The organism is Cellulophaga sp. 3_MG-2023, assembly GCF_030546975.1.
GTDB lineage: Bacteria > Bacteroidota > Bacteroidia > Flavobacteriales > Flavobacteriaceae > Cellulophaga.
On record NZ_JAUOPS010000002.1, the window covers coordinates 624,874 to 644,540 of the forward strand.

The 19,667-nt window shown below is 33.1% G+C and carries 13 protein-coding genes and 1 tRNA gene; 8 read left to right on the forward strand and 6 right to left on the reverse strand.

Features of this window, described 5'->3' with window-relative positions; genetic code table 11:
• Positions 1–7 precede the first annotated feature (7 nt).
• The 3 genes from Q4487_RS07645 to dinB form a co-directional block, all read right to left on the reverse strand.
• On the reverse strand, positions 8–1,537 hold the full coding sequence (locus Q4487_RS07645) for an ATP-binding protein (RefSeq protein WP_303540401.1): 1,530 nt from the start codon (positions 1,535–1,537) through the stop codon (positions 8–10).
• A gap of 215 nt (positions 1,538–1,752) precedes the next feature.
• Positions 1,753–4,755 (reverse strand): DNA polymerase III subunit alpha, encoded by a 3,003-nt coding sequence (locus Q4487_RS07650; RefSeq protein ID WP_303540399.1) that lies wholly within the window; start codon positions 4,753–4,755, stop codon positions 1,753–1,755.
• Positions 4,755–5,972: a DNA polymerase IV gene (dinB, locus tag Q4487_RS07655; RefSeq protein WP_303540397.1), complete on the reverse strand. Its 1,218-nt coding sequence runs from the start codon at positions 5,970–5,972 to the stop codon at positions 4,755–4,757. Before dinB ends, Q4487_RS07650 begins: the two co-directional genes overlap by 1 nt.
• A gap of 133 nt (positions 5,973–6,105) precedes the next feature.
• Between dinB and Q4487_RS07660 the strand changes: the two genes are divergently transcribed.
• The gene (locus Q4487_RS07660; protein WP_303540395.1) at positions 6,106–6,861 is read left to right on the forward strand and encodes an SOS response-associated peptidase; all 756 of its coding nucleotides are present in this window, start codon (positions 6,106–6,108) and stop codon (positions 6,859–6,861) included.
• Positions 6,862–7,152: 291 nt separating this feature from the next.
• Here the strand turns inward: Q4487_RS07660 and Q4487_RS07665 are convergent.
• Positions 7,153–7,232: transfer RNA gene (locus Q4487_RS07665), tRNA-Leu, on the reverse strand.
• Between the two features lie 163 nt (positions 7,233–7,395).
• On the opposite strand from Q4487_RS07665, the gene Q4487_RS07670 reads away from it, so the two are divergent.
• From Q4487_RS07670 to pth, 3 genes are all read left to right on the forward strand, one after another.
• Entirely contained in the window at positions 7,396–8,337 is a 942-nt protein-coding gene (locus Q4487_RS07670; protein ID WP_100893984.1) for a ribose-phosphate pyrophosphokinase, read from the forward strand.
• A 45-nt stretch (positions 8,338–8,382) separates the two neighbouring features.
• On the forward strand, positions 8,383–8,994 hold the full coding sequence (locus tag Q4487_RS07675) for a 50S ribosomal protein L25/general stress protein Ctc (protein ID WP_303540392.1): 612 nt from the start codon (positions 8,383–8,385) through the stop codon (positions 8,992–8,994).
• An 86-nt stretch (positions 8,995–9,080) separates the two neighbouring features.
• A complete protein-coding gene (gene pth / locus Q4487_RS07680) occupies positions 9,081–9,716 on the forward strand; it encodes an aminoacyl-tRNA hydrolase (protein ID WP_100893986.1) in 636 nt (211 codons plus the stop codon).
• Here the strand turns inward: pth and Q4487_RS07685 are convergent, their stop codons facing one another.
• Positions 9,717–10,394, reverse strand: coding sequence for a hypothetical protein (locus tag Q4487_RS07685; RefSeq protein ID WP_303540389.1), 678 nt, complete (start codon positions 10,392–10,394; stop codon positions 9,717–9,719). It lies immediately after the preceding gene.
• Positions 10,391–14,164: a reprolysin-like metallopeptidase gene (locus Q4487_RS07690; protein ID WP_303540387.1), complete on the reverse strand. Its 3,774-nt coding sequence runs from the start codon at positions 14,162–14,164 to the stop codon at positions 10,391–10,393. Before Q4487_RS07690 ends, Q4487_RS07685 begins: the two co-directional genes overlap by 4 nt.
• A 48-nt stretch (positions 14,165–14,212) precedes the next feature.
• Here Q4487_RS07690 and Q4487_RS07695 point away from each other — a divergent pair, with 48 nt between their 5' ends.
• The 4 genes from Q4487_RS07695 to Q4487_RS07710 all read left to right on the forward strand — a co-directional run bounded on the left by Q4487_RS07695 (position 14,213) and on the right by Q4487_RS07710 (position 19,657).
• The gene (locus Q4487_RS07695; protein ID WP_303540385.1) at positions 14,213–15,142 is read left to right on the forward strand and encodes a bifunctional riboflavin kinase/FAD synthetase; all 930 of its coding nucleotides are present in this window, start codon (positions 14,213–14,215) and stop codon (positions 15,140–15,142) included.
• Positions 15,139–16,449, forward strand: a complete 1,311-nt coding sequence (locus Q4487_RS07700; RefSeq protein WP_303540383.1) for an HTTM domain-containing protein — start codon at positions 15,139–15,141, stop codon at positions 16,447–16,449. The genes Q4487_RS07695 and Q4487_RS07700 overlap by 4 nt, the downstream gene beginning before the upstream one ends.
• 90 nt (positions 16,450–16,539) lie before the next feature.
• Complete coding sequence (serS, locus tag Q4487_RS07705; protein ID WP_100893991.1) at positions 16,540–17,811, forward strand: serine--tRNA ligase; 1,272 nt, start codon at positions 16,540–16,542, stop codon at positions 17,809–17,811.
• Between the two features lie 58 nt (positions 17,812–17,869).
• Entirely contained in the window at positions 17,870–19,657 is a 1,788-nt protein-coding gene (locus Q4487_RS07710) for a tetratricopeptide repeat protein (RefSeq protein ID WP_303540381.1), read from the forward strand.
• Positions 19,658–19,667: the final 10 nt, after the last annotated feature.

The following is a 19,667-nucleotide window of genomic DNA, read 5'->3' on the forward strand; positions in this document are numbered from 1 at the left end:
TTTTTAGTTATAATGTTTCAATAAAATTCCTCATCAAATTTATAGAATCTCTTAATTGTTCAGGTGTAAACCTTGTGTTGTTTGTGTTTTCGGGGTGATGGATTTGATGTCTGATATAATCCGTTAAAATAATATTCTGAACATTTATAGACACTCCGTCTCTGTTAAATTTGTTATAGGGCATTGTTGTTTTACCGTTTCTATAATTATTCATTTCTCCTTCTAATTCAATATAGCCATAAAGTTCATTATGATATTCTTCGGTTATTTCTGAAAATGCTAAGTAATTTACTTCATTCAATGATGGGTAAGGCAATCGATTTGGCAGTACATTTTCAATTGATTTTGTTTGATTATCTGATTTAACCAATCTCAAATGCTGAAATTCTAATGCTTTTACCAAAGAAGCACTATGACTTGTTATAATAACTTGTGTATTTGCAGTATTTGATAAGTCTATAAATGCTTTAATTAGCTTTTTTTGGTGTTCTGTGTGTTGAGATGTCTCAGGTTCTTCAATTGCGTAAACAACACTTGGTATATTCTCTTGCACTTTTCTTCTCTCCACTTCTGCTCTGAAAAAATTAAGGAGAATTAGTCTTTTAACTCCACTACCTCTTTTGTTTATTGGAATATCTTCATCTCCTGCAATAGAAACACTTTTAAAAACATCTGTCCATTTCAAGCTTTCAGTTGCTGGAATTATTGGATTTAAACTGTTGGCTATTTCTGGATTCATTTCTTGAATTTTAGCCAATGTTCTTGTAGCTACATCTTGTAGTTTTGTTTTTACTTCAGTTGCTATTTCGTCAAATTTTGTTTTAAGTTCTGAATCATTTAAAATTTGCTTTACAGCTTCTTTTAAAGGGTCTTGTACTTCACTATCTCCGTCACTATTTTTTCTATCTGACTGAAATAACGAATACAATGGTAAATATGATTGTAATTTATCCCAAATTGATTTTGTGTCTCCTTTGGTTACATCAATTTCAATTTCTGATAAACCTAAATCAGATGTATAATGTTGCCAAATCGCTGTTCTCATTACAGCATTTATTGTTTGATTACTACAAGTTATAGAGTTGTCTCTAATAATCTTTTGAAGGTCAGTATTTTTCTTTAATAGTAAATCTTTGCAATTATTTCCTGTTGGGTGATTCGCTTTAACGAAAACTTTTTCTTTTCCTCCATTCGAATATTTTTTAACAATCTCGAGTTGATTATTTGAATTTAGAAGATATTCGTTTTGTAAAGTTGTTTGGTTGGTACTATCTATTACAATATTTGTAGGCAGTTCTTCAAAGCAAACTGAAATAATAGTTTCTTTATTTCCATTTGCAAGTGCTTGCTTGTTTACGTCATCTTTATCGAGTTTAACAACACCTTTACCACAATTAAAAAATATGTCAAGAGCTTCTAAAACTGTTGATTTTCCAATATCGTTTTTACCAACAAAAGTGGTTAAATCGCCAAATTCAATTTCGACTTCGTTTTGGTAACTTCTAAAATTTTGAATTTTTATTGTTTTAATTTTCACTTTGTAGTATTTTCTTTCGTGTTCGGTTTTTGCTTTACCAAACTACATATAAACTCAATTAATTGCGTTTATTTCTACAATACGGTTGTATAAACGCACATAATGTAGTTTGGTTAGTTTTGGTTGTTAAATTTTCTTACAATGTAAAACTATTTTTTTTACTACAATTACGGATATGTGTAATTGGGTAAGAATTATTTATAACTGGTATATAATTAGTTATGAGTAACCTTTTCTTTTAGATTTTTAAAAGTTGGTTTGTCTGATGCTCTTGGATCTCCTTGCAGTGCAATTTTGCGTGTCCAAATAGCAGCTATACTATAATGTCCAAATTCTTCAGTTACTTTACCGTAACACGCATACACACCAATACCTGTTATAGGATATTTATCTACTACTTTTGTAAAGTGTACAACATCAAAATAAGTGCCTTCTTGATCTATAAACGTACTAAAGCGCATATGTTTGTTATGCTTAGTGGTATTAAAACGTGTGTTTACCAAAATGCCATACAACAAAACTTCTTTATGAATATAATTTTTCATTTCTGTTGCTTTTGTGTTGCTAAGTAGTTGTTCTGCTATCATATCAAAATAGCTATACAACGGAAACCCCAAAAGCTCCATTTGGTCATACGCATCTTCTAACCAAGAATGCTCTAATACTGGCAACTCAAAATTTCTGTGTTTAGGTTTAAATAAACTAGGATTTGTGTTTCTTTTCTTAGACTTATTTAATTTAAAAATTGCTTGCCAGTGCAATTGGTTTTTCTGTAGCTTGGTAAAGCTAAAAGCGCCTATTCTTATTAAAATAGACAACTGCTCTATGCTTATGGCAATACGATCTATAAAATCATCTAAAGAACTATAGTTACCATACAATTGTCGTTCTGTAAGTAAACGTTGTATCACCAATTTTTCAAGGTTCTTTAAGTACCCAAAGCCTAAGTAAATATCCTTGCCCTTAATTATATTATGGTTGTTGCTATTGTTAATACATGGCGGATGTATACGAGCACCACACATACGAGCTTCGTGTATGTAATGTTCTGCAGAATAAAAACCACCTCCGTTATTTAATACAGCTACCATAAACTCTAATGGGTAGTAACACTTTAAATACATACTCTGGTAACTTTCTACAGCATAGGATGCAGAATGACCTTTTGCAAAAGCATAGCCTGCAAAGCTTGCTATTTGTTCCCAAACCTTTGTAGTTAATTGGTCTGTGTAGCCTTTTACTTTACAGTTTGCCTTAAACTTGTTTTCTACCCGTGTAAACTCTTCTCTAGATCTAAACTTACCGCTCATTCCTCTACGCAACACATCAGCTTCGCCTAAGTCTAAATCAGCAAACTGATTTGCAACTTTTAAAACATCTTCTTGATACACCATAATACCATAGGTTTCAGGCATTATGTCTGCTAAAATAGGGTTTGCTTGTTTACGTCTTTTAGGATCTCGGTGTCTTCTTATATATTCATTCTTCATACCAGAGCTAGAAACGCCCGGTCTAATAACAGAACTTGCAGCCACCAAACCTAAATAATCATTAACCCTAAGTTTACTCATTAAACCACGCATAGCAGGAGACTCTACATAATAAGCACCAATTGCTTTACCTTGGCTTAAAAGTTTGTTGATGTTTTTATCTACTTTAAATTTTTCAACCTGAGTAATATCTATGTCACTTACTTCTGGTCTATTTTCTTTAATAATGTCTATGGCATCTTTAATTTTAGCCAAACCTCGTTGTCCTAAAATATCAAATTTAAATACGCCAACATCTTCTGCTATGTTCATATCAAACTGTACCGTTGGGAAACCCTTAGGCGGTAAATCTGTTGCTGAATAATAATGTATTGGTTTTTCTAGTATTAAAATACCTGCAGAGTGTACACTAATGTAATTTGGAAAACCTCTAATAAGTGCACTGTATTTTAAAACCAGTTTTCCCATTTCATCTATGTCATTCATAGAAAAATGACCTTTGCATAGTTTGTTTATTTCTTCTTTAGGTAAACCAAATACTTTACCTAATTCTCTAACAACAGCCCTGTATTTAAAAGTATTATAGGTTGCTAATAAGGCTGTATTTTTAAATCGATTAAAAATATATGTGGTAACATCTTCTCTATCTTTCCAACTAAAATCGATATCAAAATCTGGAGGCGAAGCACGGTAAGGATTGATGAAACGCTCAAAATATAAATCTAACTCTATAGGGTCTACATCTGTAATTCCTATTATATAAGCAACAATACTATTTGCACCACTACCACGGCCAACGTGTAAATAACCCTTAGAATTTGCATAGCTTACTATTTCGTGATTAATTAAGAAATAGGAAACAAAATCCATTTCTTTAATTGTTCTAAGCTCCACTTCTAAACGTTTTGTAACGGCATTAGTTATAATAGAATATCGTTTTGGTAGTCCAATTTTACATAGCTTTTTTAGATATTCAAAATCAGCTTCTTTAGAGGCTCCAAATACTTGTTGATTCTGAGATGCTCTGCTTTCTCCAAATCCAAAACTTATAGAACAAGTAGACAACAGCTTTTTAGTATTTTCTATAATAAAAGGGAAGTCACTATAAGTTTTTAGCAACTCATTTATAGGTAACATTTTTTCTGAAGGTAGTCCTTCTTCTGTTTTTTGAAGTTTACTTAATAACGTATTGTTTGCTATTGCTCTTAGCAAACGGTGCGCATTAAAATCTCTCTTGTTTCTAAATGTAACAGGTTGTTGAATTACTAATTTTTCTTCATAAGATTTGTATTTAGAAAATGGTAAGCGTCTTAAATTCTCTACAGATATACCTATGTATTCATTTGGTTTAAATTCTGTTTTTTCTAATTGTAAAACCTTTTCAAAAGGATAAATAAAATACGCATTTGCTAGCTCTGGTGCTTCTTTAGGTAAAGGTTGTGATTTATGAGAGTACAGTGATAAAAAATCATTTAATTCTTTAAATCCTTCATTGTTTTTAGCTAAACCAACATACAATTGTTCTGCTCCGTTCCTAAAGTCAATACCTACAATTGGTTTTATTCCATATTCCTTAGATTTACGAATAAAGTTTAAACAAGCAGATGTATTATTGATATCTGTTAGAGCCAAACAAGACACACCAAGACCTTTAGCCATTTCCAAAAGGTCTATTTCTGAAAATGTGCCAAAACGCAAAGAATAATATGTGTGACAATTTAAATACATTATTGTTTTCTATGTGCTAAAACAATTGGTGGTTCTCCACTAAATGGATTATGGAAACGACCTATAGTTTTTGCGCCCATAGATGTTGCTCTCATGATACTTTTTTCTCCATACTTTTTACGTATATGATCCATAGCATCATATAAATTTAGCATTTCTTCAGTATCATCAAATAGGTTTATTTGATAATTACCAGTTACTATGTCTGTATATTTTACGCCAACCAAGCGTATTAACAAACGTCTATCGTATAAACGCTCAAATAACTCTAATATCTTAGGTATTAAAATATGATCTGCACTCGTATAAGGTATTTTTATTTGTTTTGAATAGGTTTGATAATCCGAATACCGAAGTCGAACAGAAATGCAAGCAGTTAATTTATCAGCTCTACGTAATTGATAAGCTAAATTTTCTGCCATTGCGGTTAATGTGGTTCGTAACTGAACCATATTTGTTGTGTCTTTAGAAAATGTACGCTCTGTAGAGATAGATTTACGCTCGTGAAACGGAATTAATGGAGGTCTATCTATTCCGTTAGCTCGTTTCCATATCACTTCACCTTTTACACCTAAAGCACTAACCAACATTTCTACAGGCATTTCTTGCACTATCTGAACTGTTGTAATTCCTAAATTACGCAATGTTTGGTATGTTTTTGTGCCTACAGAAGGTATTTTCTGAATTGATAATGGCGCTAAAAATTGTTTTTCTAAACCATTGTCTACTCGCATTTGATTATTGGGTTTAGCCTCGCCAGTAGCAACTTTAGAAACAATTTTATTTGATGATAAACCAAAAGATATAGGTAAACCTGTTTCTTTAATTATAGTATTACGTAATTCTGTTGCAAATTTGTACGTGCCAAAAAACTTATCCATACCTGTTAAATCTGCATAGAACTCATCTATACTTGCTTTTTCAAACAAGGGTACACGTTCTTTTATAATTTGGGTAACAGTTTGCGAGTGCTTTGTGTAAATACTAGAGTCTCCTCTAATTACTGTAGCTTCTGGGCAAAGCTGTTTTGCTAATTTCATCGCCATACCAGAGTGTACTCCAAACTTCCTAGTCTCGTAACTACACGCAGCAACAACACCTCTGTCTCCTGTGCCTCCAACTAATAATGGTCGCTTTAATAACCTTGAGTCAATTAAGCGTTCACAAGACACAAAAAAAGTATCCAAATCTAAATGTAATATTGATTCCGGTTTCATATATTGGAAATAATCCAATTTTAAAACTGGATATTCTCCAAAATTACACATTAAAGCAAATCAAAACTCATTTTTAACATTGTTGTTATTAACAACAGTAATTTTTAGTAATTTGTAGCAAACGGAATTAATTATGTGTTACGGAATTAGAGTAGTTAAAAAAGCTGAAGAAATAAAGATGTTTTATAACATAAAATCCATTGAAAATAATAAGTCCGTAGATAGTGAACATATATATAATTATGCTAATGGTTTTGCACATCCTAATTTATGGGTTTTGCCTCAGGAAAAAATTGGGTATATGGTTCCAATGAAATGGGGACTAATTCCACCTTATGAGTTAGGTGAAAATTCTAAAGAGTATTATAAAAAAACTGTAAAGTATGGCTCTGGATTAAATGCAAGGTCTGAAAAATTATTTTACTCTAATAATTATAAAAATAGTGCAACAACAAAAAGGTGTATTATTCCTGTTGATGGCTTTTATGAACCGCATACTGCAACAAAAAACGGAAAAGATTTTAAAATTCCCTTTTATTTTCAACGAAAAAATGAAGCTCCAATTAATGTTGCTGGAATATATACACTTACAAAAGATAATGTTGCAACGTTTACTATACTTACCAAAGAGGCTACCCCATTATTCTCTAAAATTCACAACAAAAAAAATAGAAGGCCTGTTTTGTTGCAGGATGCTGATATTGATGTATGGTTAGATAATTCTTTAACTGAAAGTGACATTATAAATGTAATTGATGATGATATGCCTGATGAGCTTTTAACTACATATCCTATTAGCAAAGATTTGTATAAACGAGATGGTCAGGGAAATAGAGAAGGTATTATAACACCTGTAAAGTATGATGAAATCCAAATTAACTATAAATGATGTTTCCAGTTTCCAGTTTCCTATCGGATTAAAACTACCTAATTAAGTAAACAGTATAAATACAAGCAACAAAAAACAAATAATAATTCTGTTGCTAAATGATATTTTTACAAAAGCAACAAAAAATTACCACGACCTCTATTGCAACAAAAATTAAAAATCAATTCTTAAACTAATGCTTATGTAATTCTTATTTTAAAATTTTCAAAAAAAAATCGGCAAAAATTCGGCATAAAAACAAATAAAAAAACCGCAAATAATTGAAAATCAATTAAATACGGTTTTTATCAGTACTCGAGGTGGGAATCGAACCCACACTCCGAAGAACTGGATTTTGAATCCAGCGCGTCTACCAGTTCCGCCACTCGAGCAATTGTAACGGACTGCAAAAATAAAAATAATTTCTTGTTTTTTTGCAAAAAATAAGAACAATTATCCTTTAGCTTAACAAATAAATTTTTAAATTTGCACCTCGTTAAAAAAAGGGCATTTAAGCCCTTGATTACGACCAACATAGAAATCAACAACACAACAATGTCATACTCGGTCCCAGAACCTAAAATTTTTGCTTGTACACAAAGTACAGCTTTAGCTGAAAAAATAGCCAAATCATTTGGATCAGACTTAGGAAAAGTAAAATTTTCAAGATATAGCGACGGCGAATTTCAGCCTTCTTTTGAGGAGTCTGTTCGTGGCGCAAGAGTCTTTATTATTGGATCTACAAATCCAAGTTCAGAAAACTTAATGGAAATGTTACTTATGTTAGATGCTGCTAAAAGAGCATCTGCTAGGCATATTACTGCTGTTTTACCATATTTTGGTTGGGCAAGACAAGACCGTAAAGACAAACCTAGAGTGCCAATTGCAGCAAAGCTAGTAGCAAAAATGCTAGAATCTGCAGGTGCAACAAGGATTATTACAATGGACTTGCACGCAGATCAAATTCAAGGTTTCTTTGAAAAACCAGTAGATCATTTATTTGCTTCTACTTTATTTTTACCTTACTTAAAAAGTTTAAAACTAGACAACCTTACAATTGCTTCTCCAGATATGGGTGGTTCTAAAAGAGCTTACGCATACTCTAAAGCTTTAGAAAGTGATGTTGTTATCTGTTACAAACAAAGAGAAAAAGCCAATATTATTTCTCATATGGAACTTATTGGTAATGTAGAAGGTAAAAATGTTGTTCTTGTAGACGATATGGTAGATACCGCTGGTACATTAACAAAAGCAGCAGACCTTATGATGGAAAGAGGTGCGCTTAGCGTAAGAGCTATTACAACGCACGCCTTACTTTCTGGTGACGCTTACGAAAAAATTGAAAAATCTAAACTTTCAGAACTTATAGTAACAGATTCAATTCCGTTAAAAAAGCAAAGTCCTAAAGTTAAAGTTGTAGAATCTGCTGAGTTATTTGCAGATGTTATGACTAGAGTTCACAACAATACATCTATTAGTTCAAAATTTTTAATGTAAAACCGAACTAATACACTAATTTTGCACATTAATTAAATATATATAATGAAGTCAATTACAATTACAGGATCAAAAAGAGAAAGCGTAGGCAAAAAAGCAACAAAAGCCTTACGTAATGCTGGAATGGTTCCTTGCGTAGTATACGGAGGAAAACAACCACTACATTTTTCAGCACCAGAATTAGCTTTTAAAAATTTAGTGTACACTCCAAACGCGCACACAGTTGTAGTAGAGATGGAAAACGGAGAAAAAGTGAACGCTGTTGTTCAGGATATCCAATTTCACCCAGTATCTGACAGAATTATCCACGTAGATTTTTACCAATTATTTGATGATAAAGCGGTAACTATGGATATTCCTGTTCGTTTAGTAGGTAACTCTCCAGGTGTTAAAAACGGTGGTAGATTATTATTTAGAAAAAGAAAGCTTACTATTAAAGCTTTACCTGGTAAATTACCAGATTTCTTTGATATCGATATAAACAAATTAAAAATTGGTGGTAACATAGCAGTTGCTTCATTATTAAATGATGATTTTGCTATTTTACACCCAGATAATACAGTTGTAGTACAAGTTAAATCATCTCGTAACGTTGTTGCTTCTGATGATGATGAAGAAGAAGGTGAAGCCGCGGCTGAAGCTCCTGCTGCTGAATAAATTACTGCACAAACAAAATAAAGCATCCTGCCTTGGAATTTACCAAGTTTCAGGATGCTTTTGTATTTTTAATACTTTTATATAGTATGATAGTACAATTTTTTAAATCAATTTTTAGAACAAAACCCTTGTTCCAATTAGAAGAAAAAGATCCTATGAAAAAGTTTTTAGTTGTTGGCCTTGGCAATATTGGCGCAGAATACACAGAAACAAGACATAATATTGGCTTTAAAATACTTGATGCTTTTGCAAAAAAAGAATCATTAACATTTGAGTCTCAAAAATTAGGAGCCGTTACCACATATAAAATAAAAGGGCGTACTATTCTTTTTTTAAAACCATCTACTTATATGAATCTAAGCGGTAAAGCCATTAGATACTGGTTAGAAAAAGAAAAAATACCACAAGAAAATCTATTAGTTATTACAGACGACATTAATTTACCTTTTGGAACTATTAGAGTTAAAACAAAGGGTAGCGACGGTGGTCATAACGGACTAAAAGATACACAAAACGTGTTACAGACAACAACCTATAATAGGTATAGGTTTGGTGTTGGTGCAGATTTTGGCAAAGGCAGACAAGTAGACTACGTTTTAGGCGAGTGGAACCAAGAAGAGCAAGATAAAATGCCAGAACGTTTAGAACGCTCTATAGAGCTTATTAAATCTTTTGTATTGGCTGGTGTTAAAACTACCATGAACCATTTTAACAACTCTTAACTAACGTGCTTTAAACTGGTAAACTCCAGAGTCAGACGCATTGCCTTCTGCATCTGTAGTAACTACTTTCCAATAATACACTGTATTTATTACCACACCTACTTTAACAGTAGTATTATTAGGCGCATTTGTTGCTAGCAAACCACTTGGCGGTGTAGTTGTTCCAAAGTAAACTTTATAATTTGCTATGTCATTATCTACATCTTCAGCAAGCCACTCTAAAGTAACATCATTATTTGTATCTTTAAATACAGTTTGCCCAGATTTAGGAGAAATTATTTCTGCTGCAAAAGGCGGATATGTAGTTTGTGATCCTGCGTTGTAAAACTTCCAAATTTCACTAGCAGTAGTCTCAGAAACCTCATCGTTTTTAGCAGTTACAAACCAAGAATAAGCAACACCTTTATCTAATACTACTTTTTGCTTTGTAGTTGTGGTACTTAGTGTCTGCGTTAAATTAGTATTTAAGTTAGTTATTTTAACCTCATACAAATCTGTTCTTGCAGAAGCATTCCACGCCAACTCTACTTCACTTGTATTTGTTGTACCTAAAGTAACACCTGTAGTACACTCGGAGCTCTTTAACGGAAAAAGTAGCTCTGGCGTAGTTGGTGGTTTGGGTGAACTTTTAGAACATGACAGTGCCAATAAACACACAAGTATTAATATTTTTTTCATTTCTTAATTAATTTTGTTTCTCCATTAACCTCAGCACCATTAAACTTTACCACATACACACCTTTTGCTAAACCAGATACGTCTAATGTAACCGTACCATTATTTATAGTATGCTTCTTTTGCTGTAATACCTGTCCGCCTAACGTATAAATAGCAACTGTAACCTTTCCAGTCAAAGTTTCTAAATAAGCTATTGCTTCACCTGCGGTAGGGTTTGGAGAAATTACCGGATTAGCTGCAATATAAATTTGCTTTTCATACACCCCTTGACACTCTAAACCTGTAGATACTTTTATTGTATTTAATCCGTTTTTAAGTGCTAGATTTTTTGTTTTATCTGTAGTTTGCACTAGTACACCATTTAACTCTACATTGTACAATTTTGCTCCACTGAGCTCTAATTTAAGTGTTCGGTTTGTTACGGCAGATAGCACAGAAAGTACATCTGGTTCTTTAATTACAACAGTAACACAATAATCTTCGTATACTTTTACACCATCTGTTCCTGTAAAGCACAACACATAAATACCTGCATTTAAATTATCTAACGTAAGTGTGTTGGTAAATTCCTGTGTAATATTAACTCCCGCACCTGTTATTGTAACACTATAATTTATTTCCTCTATTGCATCAATAAAAATTTCTCCATCATTACTAGTAGTACATGCTTCACTAGCTACAGAAATAGCAAAATTATCTGGCATAAACCTGTAAACAGCACAACCATTAACATCTACCTCTACCCCATTTGGTGTTCCCAAACACGCATCATCACCATCATCAAAAACTCCATCATTATCTGCATCTGGACGCAACATTCCCTCTACACAAATCTCTAAATTAAAATCTTTTATTTCTCCTCCGTCAGATGATGCTCCGTCTTTTACTTCTAAAATCCACTCCCCTAAAATAGACTCGCCATTTAAAGATGCCAATGAACCCAAAGGCCTAACCGTACCACCAATTGCCGCTCCTGCTCCACTACCACATACAAAACTGGCACTGTCATCATCAAAAACGGCATTTATATCTTGAAAATCGCCACAAGAGTTAGATGTTAAAACTACTCTTGTACCTTGCGGAGATACTAGACTTACTGTTAAATCACTTAAAAAGCTATGGGTAATATCTACAGTTACATTTACATCTGTAATTGGTAAATCATCTAAAAAAGTAATTTTAGATTGTAGTACAGATGTACCTACTGTTGGTATTGTTTTAGGTAAATCATCTGCTTCTTTTATTGCACAACTAACCAAGGCTGTTGTAAAACTGTAAGCGGGCCCAAAAGTACCTTCCGCACACAAACTTTTTGGTTTAACACGCCAGTAATAAGTTGTTTCTGCCTGTAAACTAGTAGGCTTGTAATATGTAAACGGAGTAGATTTTGTTTCTATAATATTAGTAAAAGCAGCATCTGTTGCAATTTCTAAGTCATAAGATGAGTATGCAACATTCTCTTCCCAAGAAAGTGTCTGATTCATATTTACACTCATAGCTCCGTTTCCTGGAGAAATTAAACCTACATCTGCAAAAGTGGTATTTCCAATAACCAGAGTTAAAACAACCCCAGTTGAATTGGATGTTGAGTTAGACAATACTGTTACCTCATAAGTGCCCGGAGCAACATTTACAGTATTAGAAAAAGTTAAGTCTACATTAGTATTATTTGTATCTGCAGTAGGCACAGAAAAGTTAACTCCTAAATTTGCTGGAGCACCAAAAACGCTAAACGTAGAGGTTTCATCAAAACCATTATTTACAGTATATTTAAAAGGAACTAATACATCGTTAGGCTGGCAAACATTATAGGTTAACGCCTCAAACTCTAGGTTAACATCTGACGTATTTATAGTAAAGTTTGTTGTATTTATAGCATAATACACATTATTAGTAGGCATCACTTTTATCCTTGCTGTTGTGGTAACTACGTTTGGTATTTGCACAATGTGCGACCCGTCATTAACCACATTCTCTGCTAATAAAGTAGGAAAAGACAAACCTGAATCTATAGACAAATATATATTTACAGTTTCTGTATTTATAGGCGCAGCGCTAGTACCTGCCACATCCCAAGTTACTTGCTGTACAGAACCAGACTGGTACACCTGGTTAGTTGATTGAGATGTTACCGCAAAAGGACCGGCTGAATTTATAACACGCACATTCATAGTTTCAGACACAACTTGTCCGCCTCCAACAACATTATCTCTTACTGTTAATGCAAAATTTAAATCTCTCTCTACATCAGAAATAGTTTCCCAAGAAGCTCCTTCAGACGGGTTAGTTTGTGTTAAGTTACCCTGAATTACACGTTCTATTTTTGGAAAATAACGTTCTTTTTTTGTTGTTGGTTTTAATGACCTAAAATTTGCTCCACTTGGGTTCTCTGGTCCAAAGTTACTACGTGTTACAACACCATTATCTATTTGTTCCCAGGTATAAGTTAACACATCTGCTGTATCAGGATCTGTAGCATCACCCGTTAACACAAAAGGGGTTGATTTAGGAATTATATAGTTTGATAAAGGACTTATTACTGGCGGATTGTTAGTTATTGAAGTACTGACACCACAACTTAAACTACTAACATATTCTGCTATCTGAAAAATACTGTAATAATGAAAATAATCGTCACCATTGGCTTGCACATTGTTGCCATCTGCAATACCTGCATACCCCATAATTGTAGATCCGCTAGCTGGTTCTGCTTGCACTAAAGTACCTTCAGAATCAAAAGACCACGTATGGTTAGCCCCAAACTGATGCCCTATTTCATGTGCAACAAAATCAACATCAAACAAATCTCCTTCTGGTGTACTACGAGAGGAGTATGCTCTACCTTTCCAGTTGTCATCACATACAGAACCTACAGTACCAGCATTACCTCCGTTTGGTCCTTGATGAAAAAGATGTCCTACATCATAATTAGCAGAACCAATTACGGTAGAAAATGTATTTTGAGCTTGTGTATTTAAACTACCAGAGTACGGATCTGTAGATGCATCTGTGTAAATTACTTGATCTGTATTGGCAATTAACTCTAAATGTATTCCTAAATCAGTTTCAAAAACCTCATTAACTCTTGTTAACGTAGCATTTATTGCTGCCAAGGCGTCTACTACCGTACCTCCGTGGTATGTTGTATACTCTCCTGAAGCCGAAATTGCTATTCTATACGTTCTAAGCGTTTGGTCATTTATTTGCTTAGCTGCAGAAGCTTTTTTGTTGGCTGCAAGTACTGCTTTTGTATCACAAACAAATTCATCTTTATGCTGGTGCGCATCTGCTCCGTAAACAATATATTGTCCATCTTTTATTTTAGATGGTTGCATATAAATAGCCTCTTCTCTATCTCCATGTACAATCATACTCTGCACGCCTTTGTGAGACACACTAAAACGCACACGCTCTTTAGAGTTTTTTACACCGTAACCAACGTAAGACTTTATATTCGGATATTTTAAAGCTAATTCTGGAGCAAAAACAGCGTGCTCTTCTACATAAAAAGCTTCTAACTCTCCATCATTATGAGGAAAGTAAACTACATTTTTTCCTTTAGCACTAGAATTTGACTCTTCTAGTTTAGATAAAAAAGCAGATTCATCTAAATAAAACGTTTTTGCTTTATTTGCATCTATATTTTGCATAGATTTAGCCACTGAATTTTGTTCCAAAACACCAGTTTTCCAGTAATTCTGTTGCGCAATACCGTAAAAGCTACCAAATAATATGGTTATTGAAAAAACAAGGCGTAGTTTTGTAATCATTCAAAGCAGTTTAATATTCAAAAATAGTCTTTTTATTATTTTAGTCTCGTGATAACAATTAAAAGCATTTCAAAATTCGACAAAGCACACGCTACAGTTATTACTATTGGTACTTTTGATGGTGTGCACATTGGTCATAAAAAGATACTAGAAAGACTCATAAATAGTGCCAAACTATTAGAAATAGAAAGTACAGTACTTACTTTTTTTCCGCACCCTAGAATGGTTTTGCAACAAGATAGCAATATTAAACTACTTAACACTATTGAAGAGAAAGAAATGATACTAAGCAACTTAGGCTTAGATTTTTTAATTATTCATCCTTTTTCTAAAGAGTTTTCTAGATTAAGCGCCATAGAATTTGTTCGTGACCTCCTAGTTAATAAACTCAATACTAAAAAAATTATTATAGGTTATGACCATAGATTTGGACGTAACCGTAATGCAGACATTAACGATTTAAGAAACTACGGTACTACGTTTGATTTTAATGTTGAGGAAATTACCGCACAAGAAATTGATGATGTCTCTGTTAGCTCTACTAAAATAAGAAAAGCACTTGCAGAAGGTGATGTAAGTAAAGCAAATAGTTATTTGGGCTACAATTATATGCTAACAGGTATAGTTACTAAAGGCAAAGGCTTAGGCAGACAATTAAATTACCCCACAGCAAATATTTATATTAAAGAAGAATACAAACTAATTCCTAAAAACGGAGTATACGTTGTTAAAGCAAAACTAAACAACTCTACAGTTTTTGGAATGATGAATATTGGCTACAACCCAACTGTAAACGGCACAGAAAAAACCATAGAAGTTAATTTCTTTAATTTTGATGGTGACCTTTACGGTAAAAAAATACAAGTAGATATCTTAGACCGTATTAGAGATGAAGTAAAATTTAGCTCTTTAGACGATTTAAAAGAGCAACTTGCAAAAGACCAAGAAACTGCCACTAGTTTAATTGCTAAACTATGAACTCCTTTCTTTTAAAAAAAATAGACAACGCGGGCCTAATTCTCTTTAGGACTTTTTTTGGTATTTTAATTAGTTTAGAGTCTTTTGGCGCTATACTTACTGGCTGGGTAAGAACAAATCTTGTAGAACCTACTTTTAATTTTAGTTTTATAGGTTTTGAGTGGCTAACAGTGTTTACAGGTCCAGGTATGTACGCCTACTTTGTTTTAATGGGTATTACTGGTATTTTTATTTCTATAGGTTACAAGTACAAATACAGTATGCTTGCCTTTGCTATTTTATGGACAAGTGTATATTTAATGCAAAAAACATCGTACAACAACCATTACTACCTTCTAATGCTAATTTCGTGGATAATGGTATTTTTTCCGGCAAACGCAGACAATTCTGTAGATGCTAGAAAAAACCCCGAATTGCGCACTAATAAAATGTATGCTTACTACAAGTACATTATTGTGCTGCAATTAATTATAGTTTACACGTATGCCTCTGTAGCAAAATTATATGCAGACTGGCTAGATTTTGGTTTTATAAAAGTATTGATGCAAAATAAAGCAGGTTACTTTTTAATTGGAGACTTTTTACAACTTGCTTGGGTACACAAAATTGTAGCTGTTTTTGGTATTTTATTTGATTTACTAATTATTCCGGCACTGTTGTGGAAACCAAGTAGAAAAATTGCATTTATACTCGCTATATTTTTTCATTTGTTTAACTCTATTGTTTTTCAAATTGGTATTTTCCCTTACTTAGCTTTAGCTTTTACTGTTTTCTTTTTTGAACCACAAAAGCTTAGAAATATCTTTTTCTTAAAAGAAAAAAAACATAAAGAATACTCATTAGCAATTCCAAAACACAAAACTATTATTATTGGTGTTTGGGTAATTTATTTCTTATTTCAGCTAGGTTTACCAATTAGACATCACTTTTTTAAAGATGATGTACTTTGGAATGAAGAAGGCCACAGGCTTAGTTGGCGTATGATGTTGCGCTCGCGTAGCGGAAGTGTTAGTTTTACTACTGTAGACAAAAACACAAATAAAAAAACACGCATTAATCTAAACAATTATCTTACAAAAAAACAACGTAGAAAAATTGGTGCCTACCCAGATTTTATTTGGCAATTTGCACAACACTTAAAACAAGAAGCCAAGGAAGACGGTAAGGATATTGCTGTTTACGTAAAATCTAGAGTAAGCATTAACGGTAAACCATACCAACCATTTATAGACTCAACTGTAGATTTAGCACAAGAGAAATGGCATCATTTTAAACACAATAATTTTATTTTACCAAGTCCTAAGTAAAGTATACAGCCACAAAGTCTTCAACTTTTACGCATTCTCTTTTGCGCAATCCCTTTTTACCATTAAATTTGCTATTAAAATTAAAAATAGATGCTACAGCTTCAAGCTATTCGAGAACAAAAAGACGAGATTATTATCGCCCTAAAAAAGCGTAATATAGATGCAGCTCCTTTGTTAGAAAACGTACTTTCATTAGATGAAAAACGTAGAGATGCACAAACCAAATTAGACAACACACTTGCAGAAAGTAATAAGTTATCTAAAGAAATTGGTATGCTTTTTAAATCCGGAAAAGCATCTGAAGCAACTACTTTAAAAGAACGCACTGTTTCTTTAAAAGAAGAATCTAAAACATTACAAGAAGAGCTAAATACTGTTGCAGAGCAGTTACAAACATTGTTATACCAAATTCCTAATGTGCCACACCCAAGTGTGCCTGCAGGTAACACAGATGAAGACAATGAGGAAATTTTTAGAGAAGGAGATATTCCAGAATTAATTGAAGGCGCATTGCCACACTGGGAACTTGCTAAAAAATACGACATTATAGATTTTGAACTTGGTGTTAAAATTGCTGGTGCTGGATTTCCTGTTTACAAAGGAAAAGGCGCTAGGTTACAGCGTGCACTTATTGCTTACTTTTTAGATAAAAACACAGCTGCTGGTTACCAAGAAATTCAAGTTCCGCATTTGGTAAATGAAATTTCTGGTTACGGTACTGGTCAATTACCAGACAAAGAAGGACAAATGTACCACGTTACAGAAGACGACTTGTATTTAATACCAACTGCAGAGGTCCCTGTAACTAATATTTTTAGAGACACCATTGTTAACCAGAAAGATTTTCCTATTACCTACACAGGCTATACACCTTGTTTTAGGAGAGAGGCTGGTAGTTATGGTGCACACGTTCGTGGCTTAAACAGACTACACCAGTTTGATAAGGTAGAACTTGTACGTGTAGAACACCCAGACAATTCTTATGCTGCCTTAGATGGTATGGTAGAGCATATAAAAGATATTTTAAGAGAATTAAAGTTACCATACAGATTGCTACGCCTTTGTGGTGGCGACCTTGGTTTTACAGCTGCTCTTACGTTTGATTTTGAAGTGTTTTCTACTGCACAAGACCGTTGGTTAGAAATTAGTTCTGCTTCTAATTTTGAAGCATACCAAGCAAACAGACTTAAGTTACGTTTTAAAGACGAAAATGGTAAAAGCCAATTTGCACATACATTAAACGGAAGCTCTTTAGCTTTACCACGTGTTTTAGCTGGAATTTTAGAAAATTACCAAACAGAAAATGGCATTAAAATACCAGAAGTTCTTGTGCCTTATTGTGGTTTTGATATGATAGATTAAGGTTCTTTAACAAGAACTTCTTATATTCTTGGTATCTTTACTTTTAAAAATAGATTTCTTGAGAATATTTATACTTATACTAGCCTGCTGTTTTGCACAACTTTCTGTTGGGCAAAACAGCTTTTTAGCTAAACAGTATTTTGATGATGGCGATTTTGACAAAGCCGTAATTTTTTACGAAAAGCTTGTAAAAGAAAACCCAAGAAGATCTGACTACCAAACATTTTTAATTAGCTGCTACCAGCAACTAGAGCGTTATTCTGATGCTGAAAAGCAAATACAACAGAATTTACAGTCAAACAATCCGCACCCAGTATATTACATAGACTTAGGACATAATTACACCCTACAGGGTAATGATGCAGAAGCCACTAAATATTACGACTTAGCATACTCAAAAGTAGCAGAAAACCCCAGAGACGGCTATGGTTTAGCCTACAGGTTTCAAAAATATTCCCTTTTAGAATATGCTGCAAAAACATATAGCAAAGCAATGGAATTAAATCCTGACTTGGATTTTAATTTTCAGTTAGCACGTATTTACGGAGAACAAGGCAATGTAGAAAAAATGTTTTACAGCCTACTTAATATCATAGGTAAAAACCCAGATAAAATGCCAACTGTAATTCGTAGTTTAGACGATTTTATCACATCAGATTCTGATTACAGAAACAACATCATTTTAAAAAAACTAATTCTTAGAAACGCACAACGCACCCCAGATATTATATGGAATGAAATGTTGAGCTGGCTATTTATACAGCAAAAACAATTTAACAGTGCTTTTAGTCAAGAAAAAGCTATTTACAAACGCTCCCAAGAAAGTAGTTTAAGAAGGCTGCAAACATTAGCCAACATTTGTGTTGATGAAAACCAAAAAGAAACTGCCCAAGAGGTCTACAATTATATTGTAACCAACAGCACCAGAGAAGACAATATAAAACTCTATGCAGAACTACAAAGAATAGAGCTAGATTTAGAATTGTCTGAAAATAAAAATATAGAAATAGCACAAAAATCTTACAACTATCTTTTAGAAACTTATGGTTATAAAACGCACACTATACTGCTACAATTAAAGTATGCTAACTTTTTAGCTTTTAAGAAGAATAATTCTGAAGAAGCAATAACTGTTTTAAAAAAGACATTAGAATTACAACTTAACAAGTATGAAGAAGCTAAAATAAAAATGACTTTAGCAGATATACTTGTTTACAACAAAAGGTTTAACGAGGCTCTAATTTACTATACACAAATTCAGAAAAACTTAAAAAATGATATTCTAGCACAAAATGCTAGGTTTAAAGTTGCAAAAGCTAGTTTTTACAAAGGTGATTTTGACTGGGCTTTGGCGCAATTAAAAGTGTTACGCAGCTCTACATCTCAGCTAATTGCTAATGATGCTATGCAATTAAGCTTATTAATTTCTGATAACAGCCTTCAAGACTCTACTAAAACAGCATTAAAAAAGTATGCTACGGCAGATTTATTAGCGTATCAAAACAAGACAACAGAAGCCATTACCGCTTTAGATGATATTTTAGTAAACCACAAAGGTGAAAAAATTGAAGACGAAGCTTTATTAAAACAAGCAGAACTACTTATACAACAAAAAAAGTATGAGAAAGCCGAGTTTAATTATCTAAAAATTATAGAATTTTACGCCTCTGGAATTTTAGCTGATGATGCCCATTATGCCTTAGGCGAACTATACCGCACTATTCTTCACAAGCCAGAAGAAGCAAAATACCATTATGAAAAAATAATTTATGGCTACCAAGACAGTTACTATTTTCCGTTATCCAGAAAAGAGTTTAGAAAACTTAGAGGAGACGCTATAAATTAGTTATAGCTTT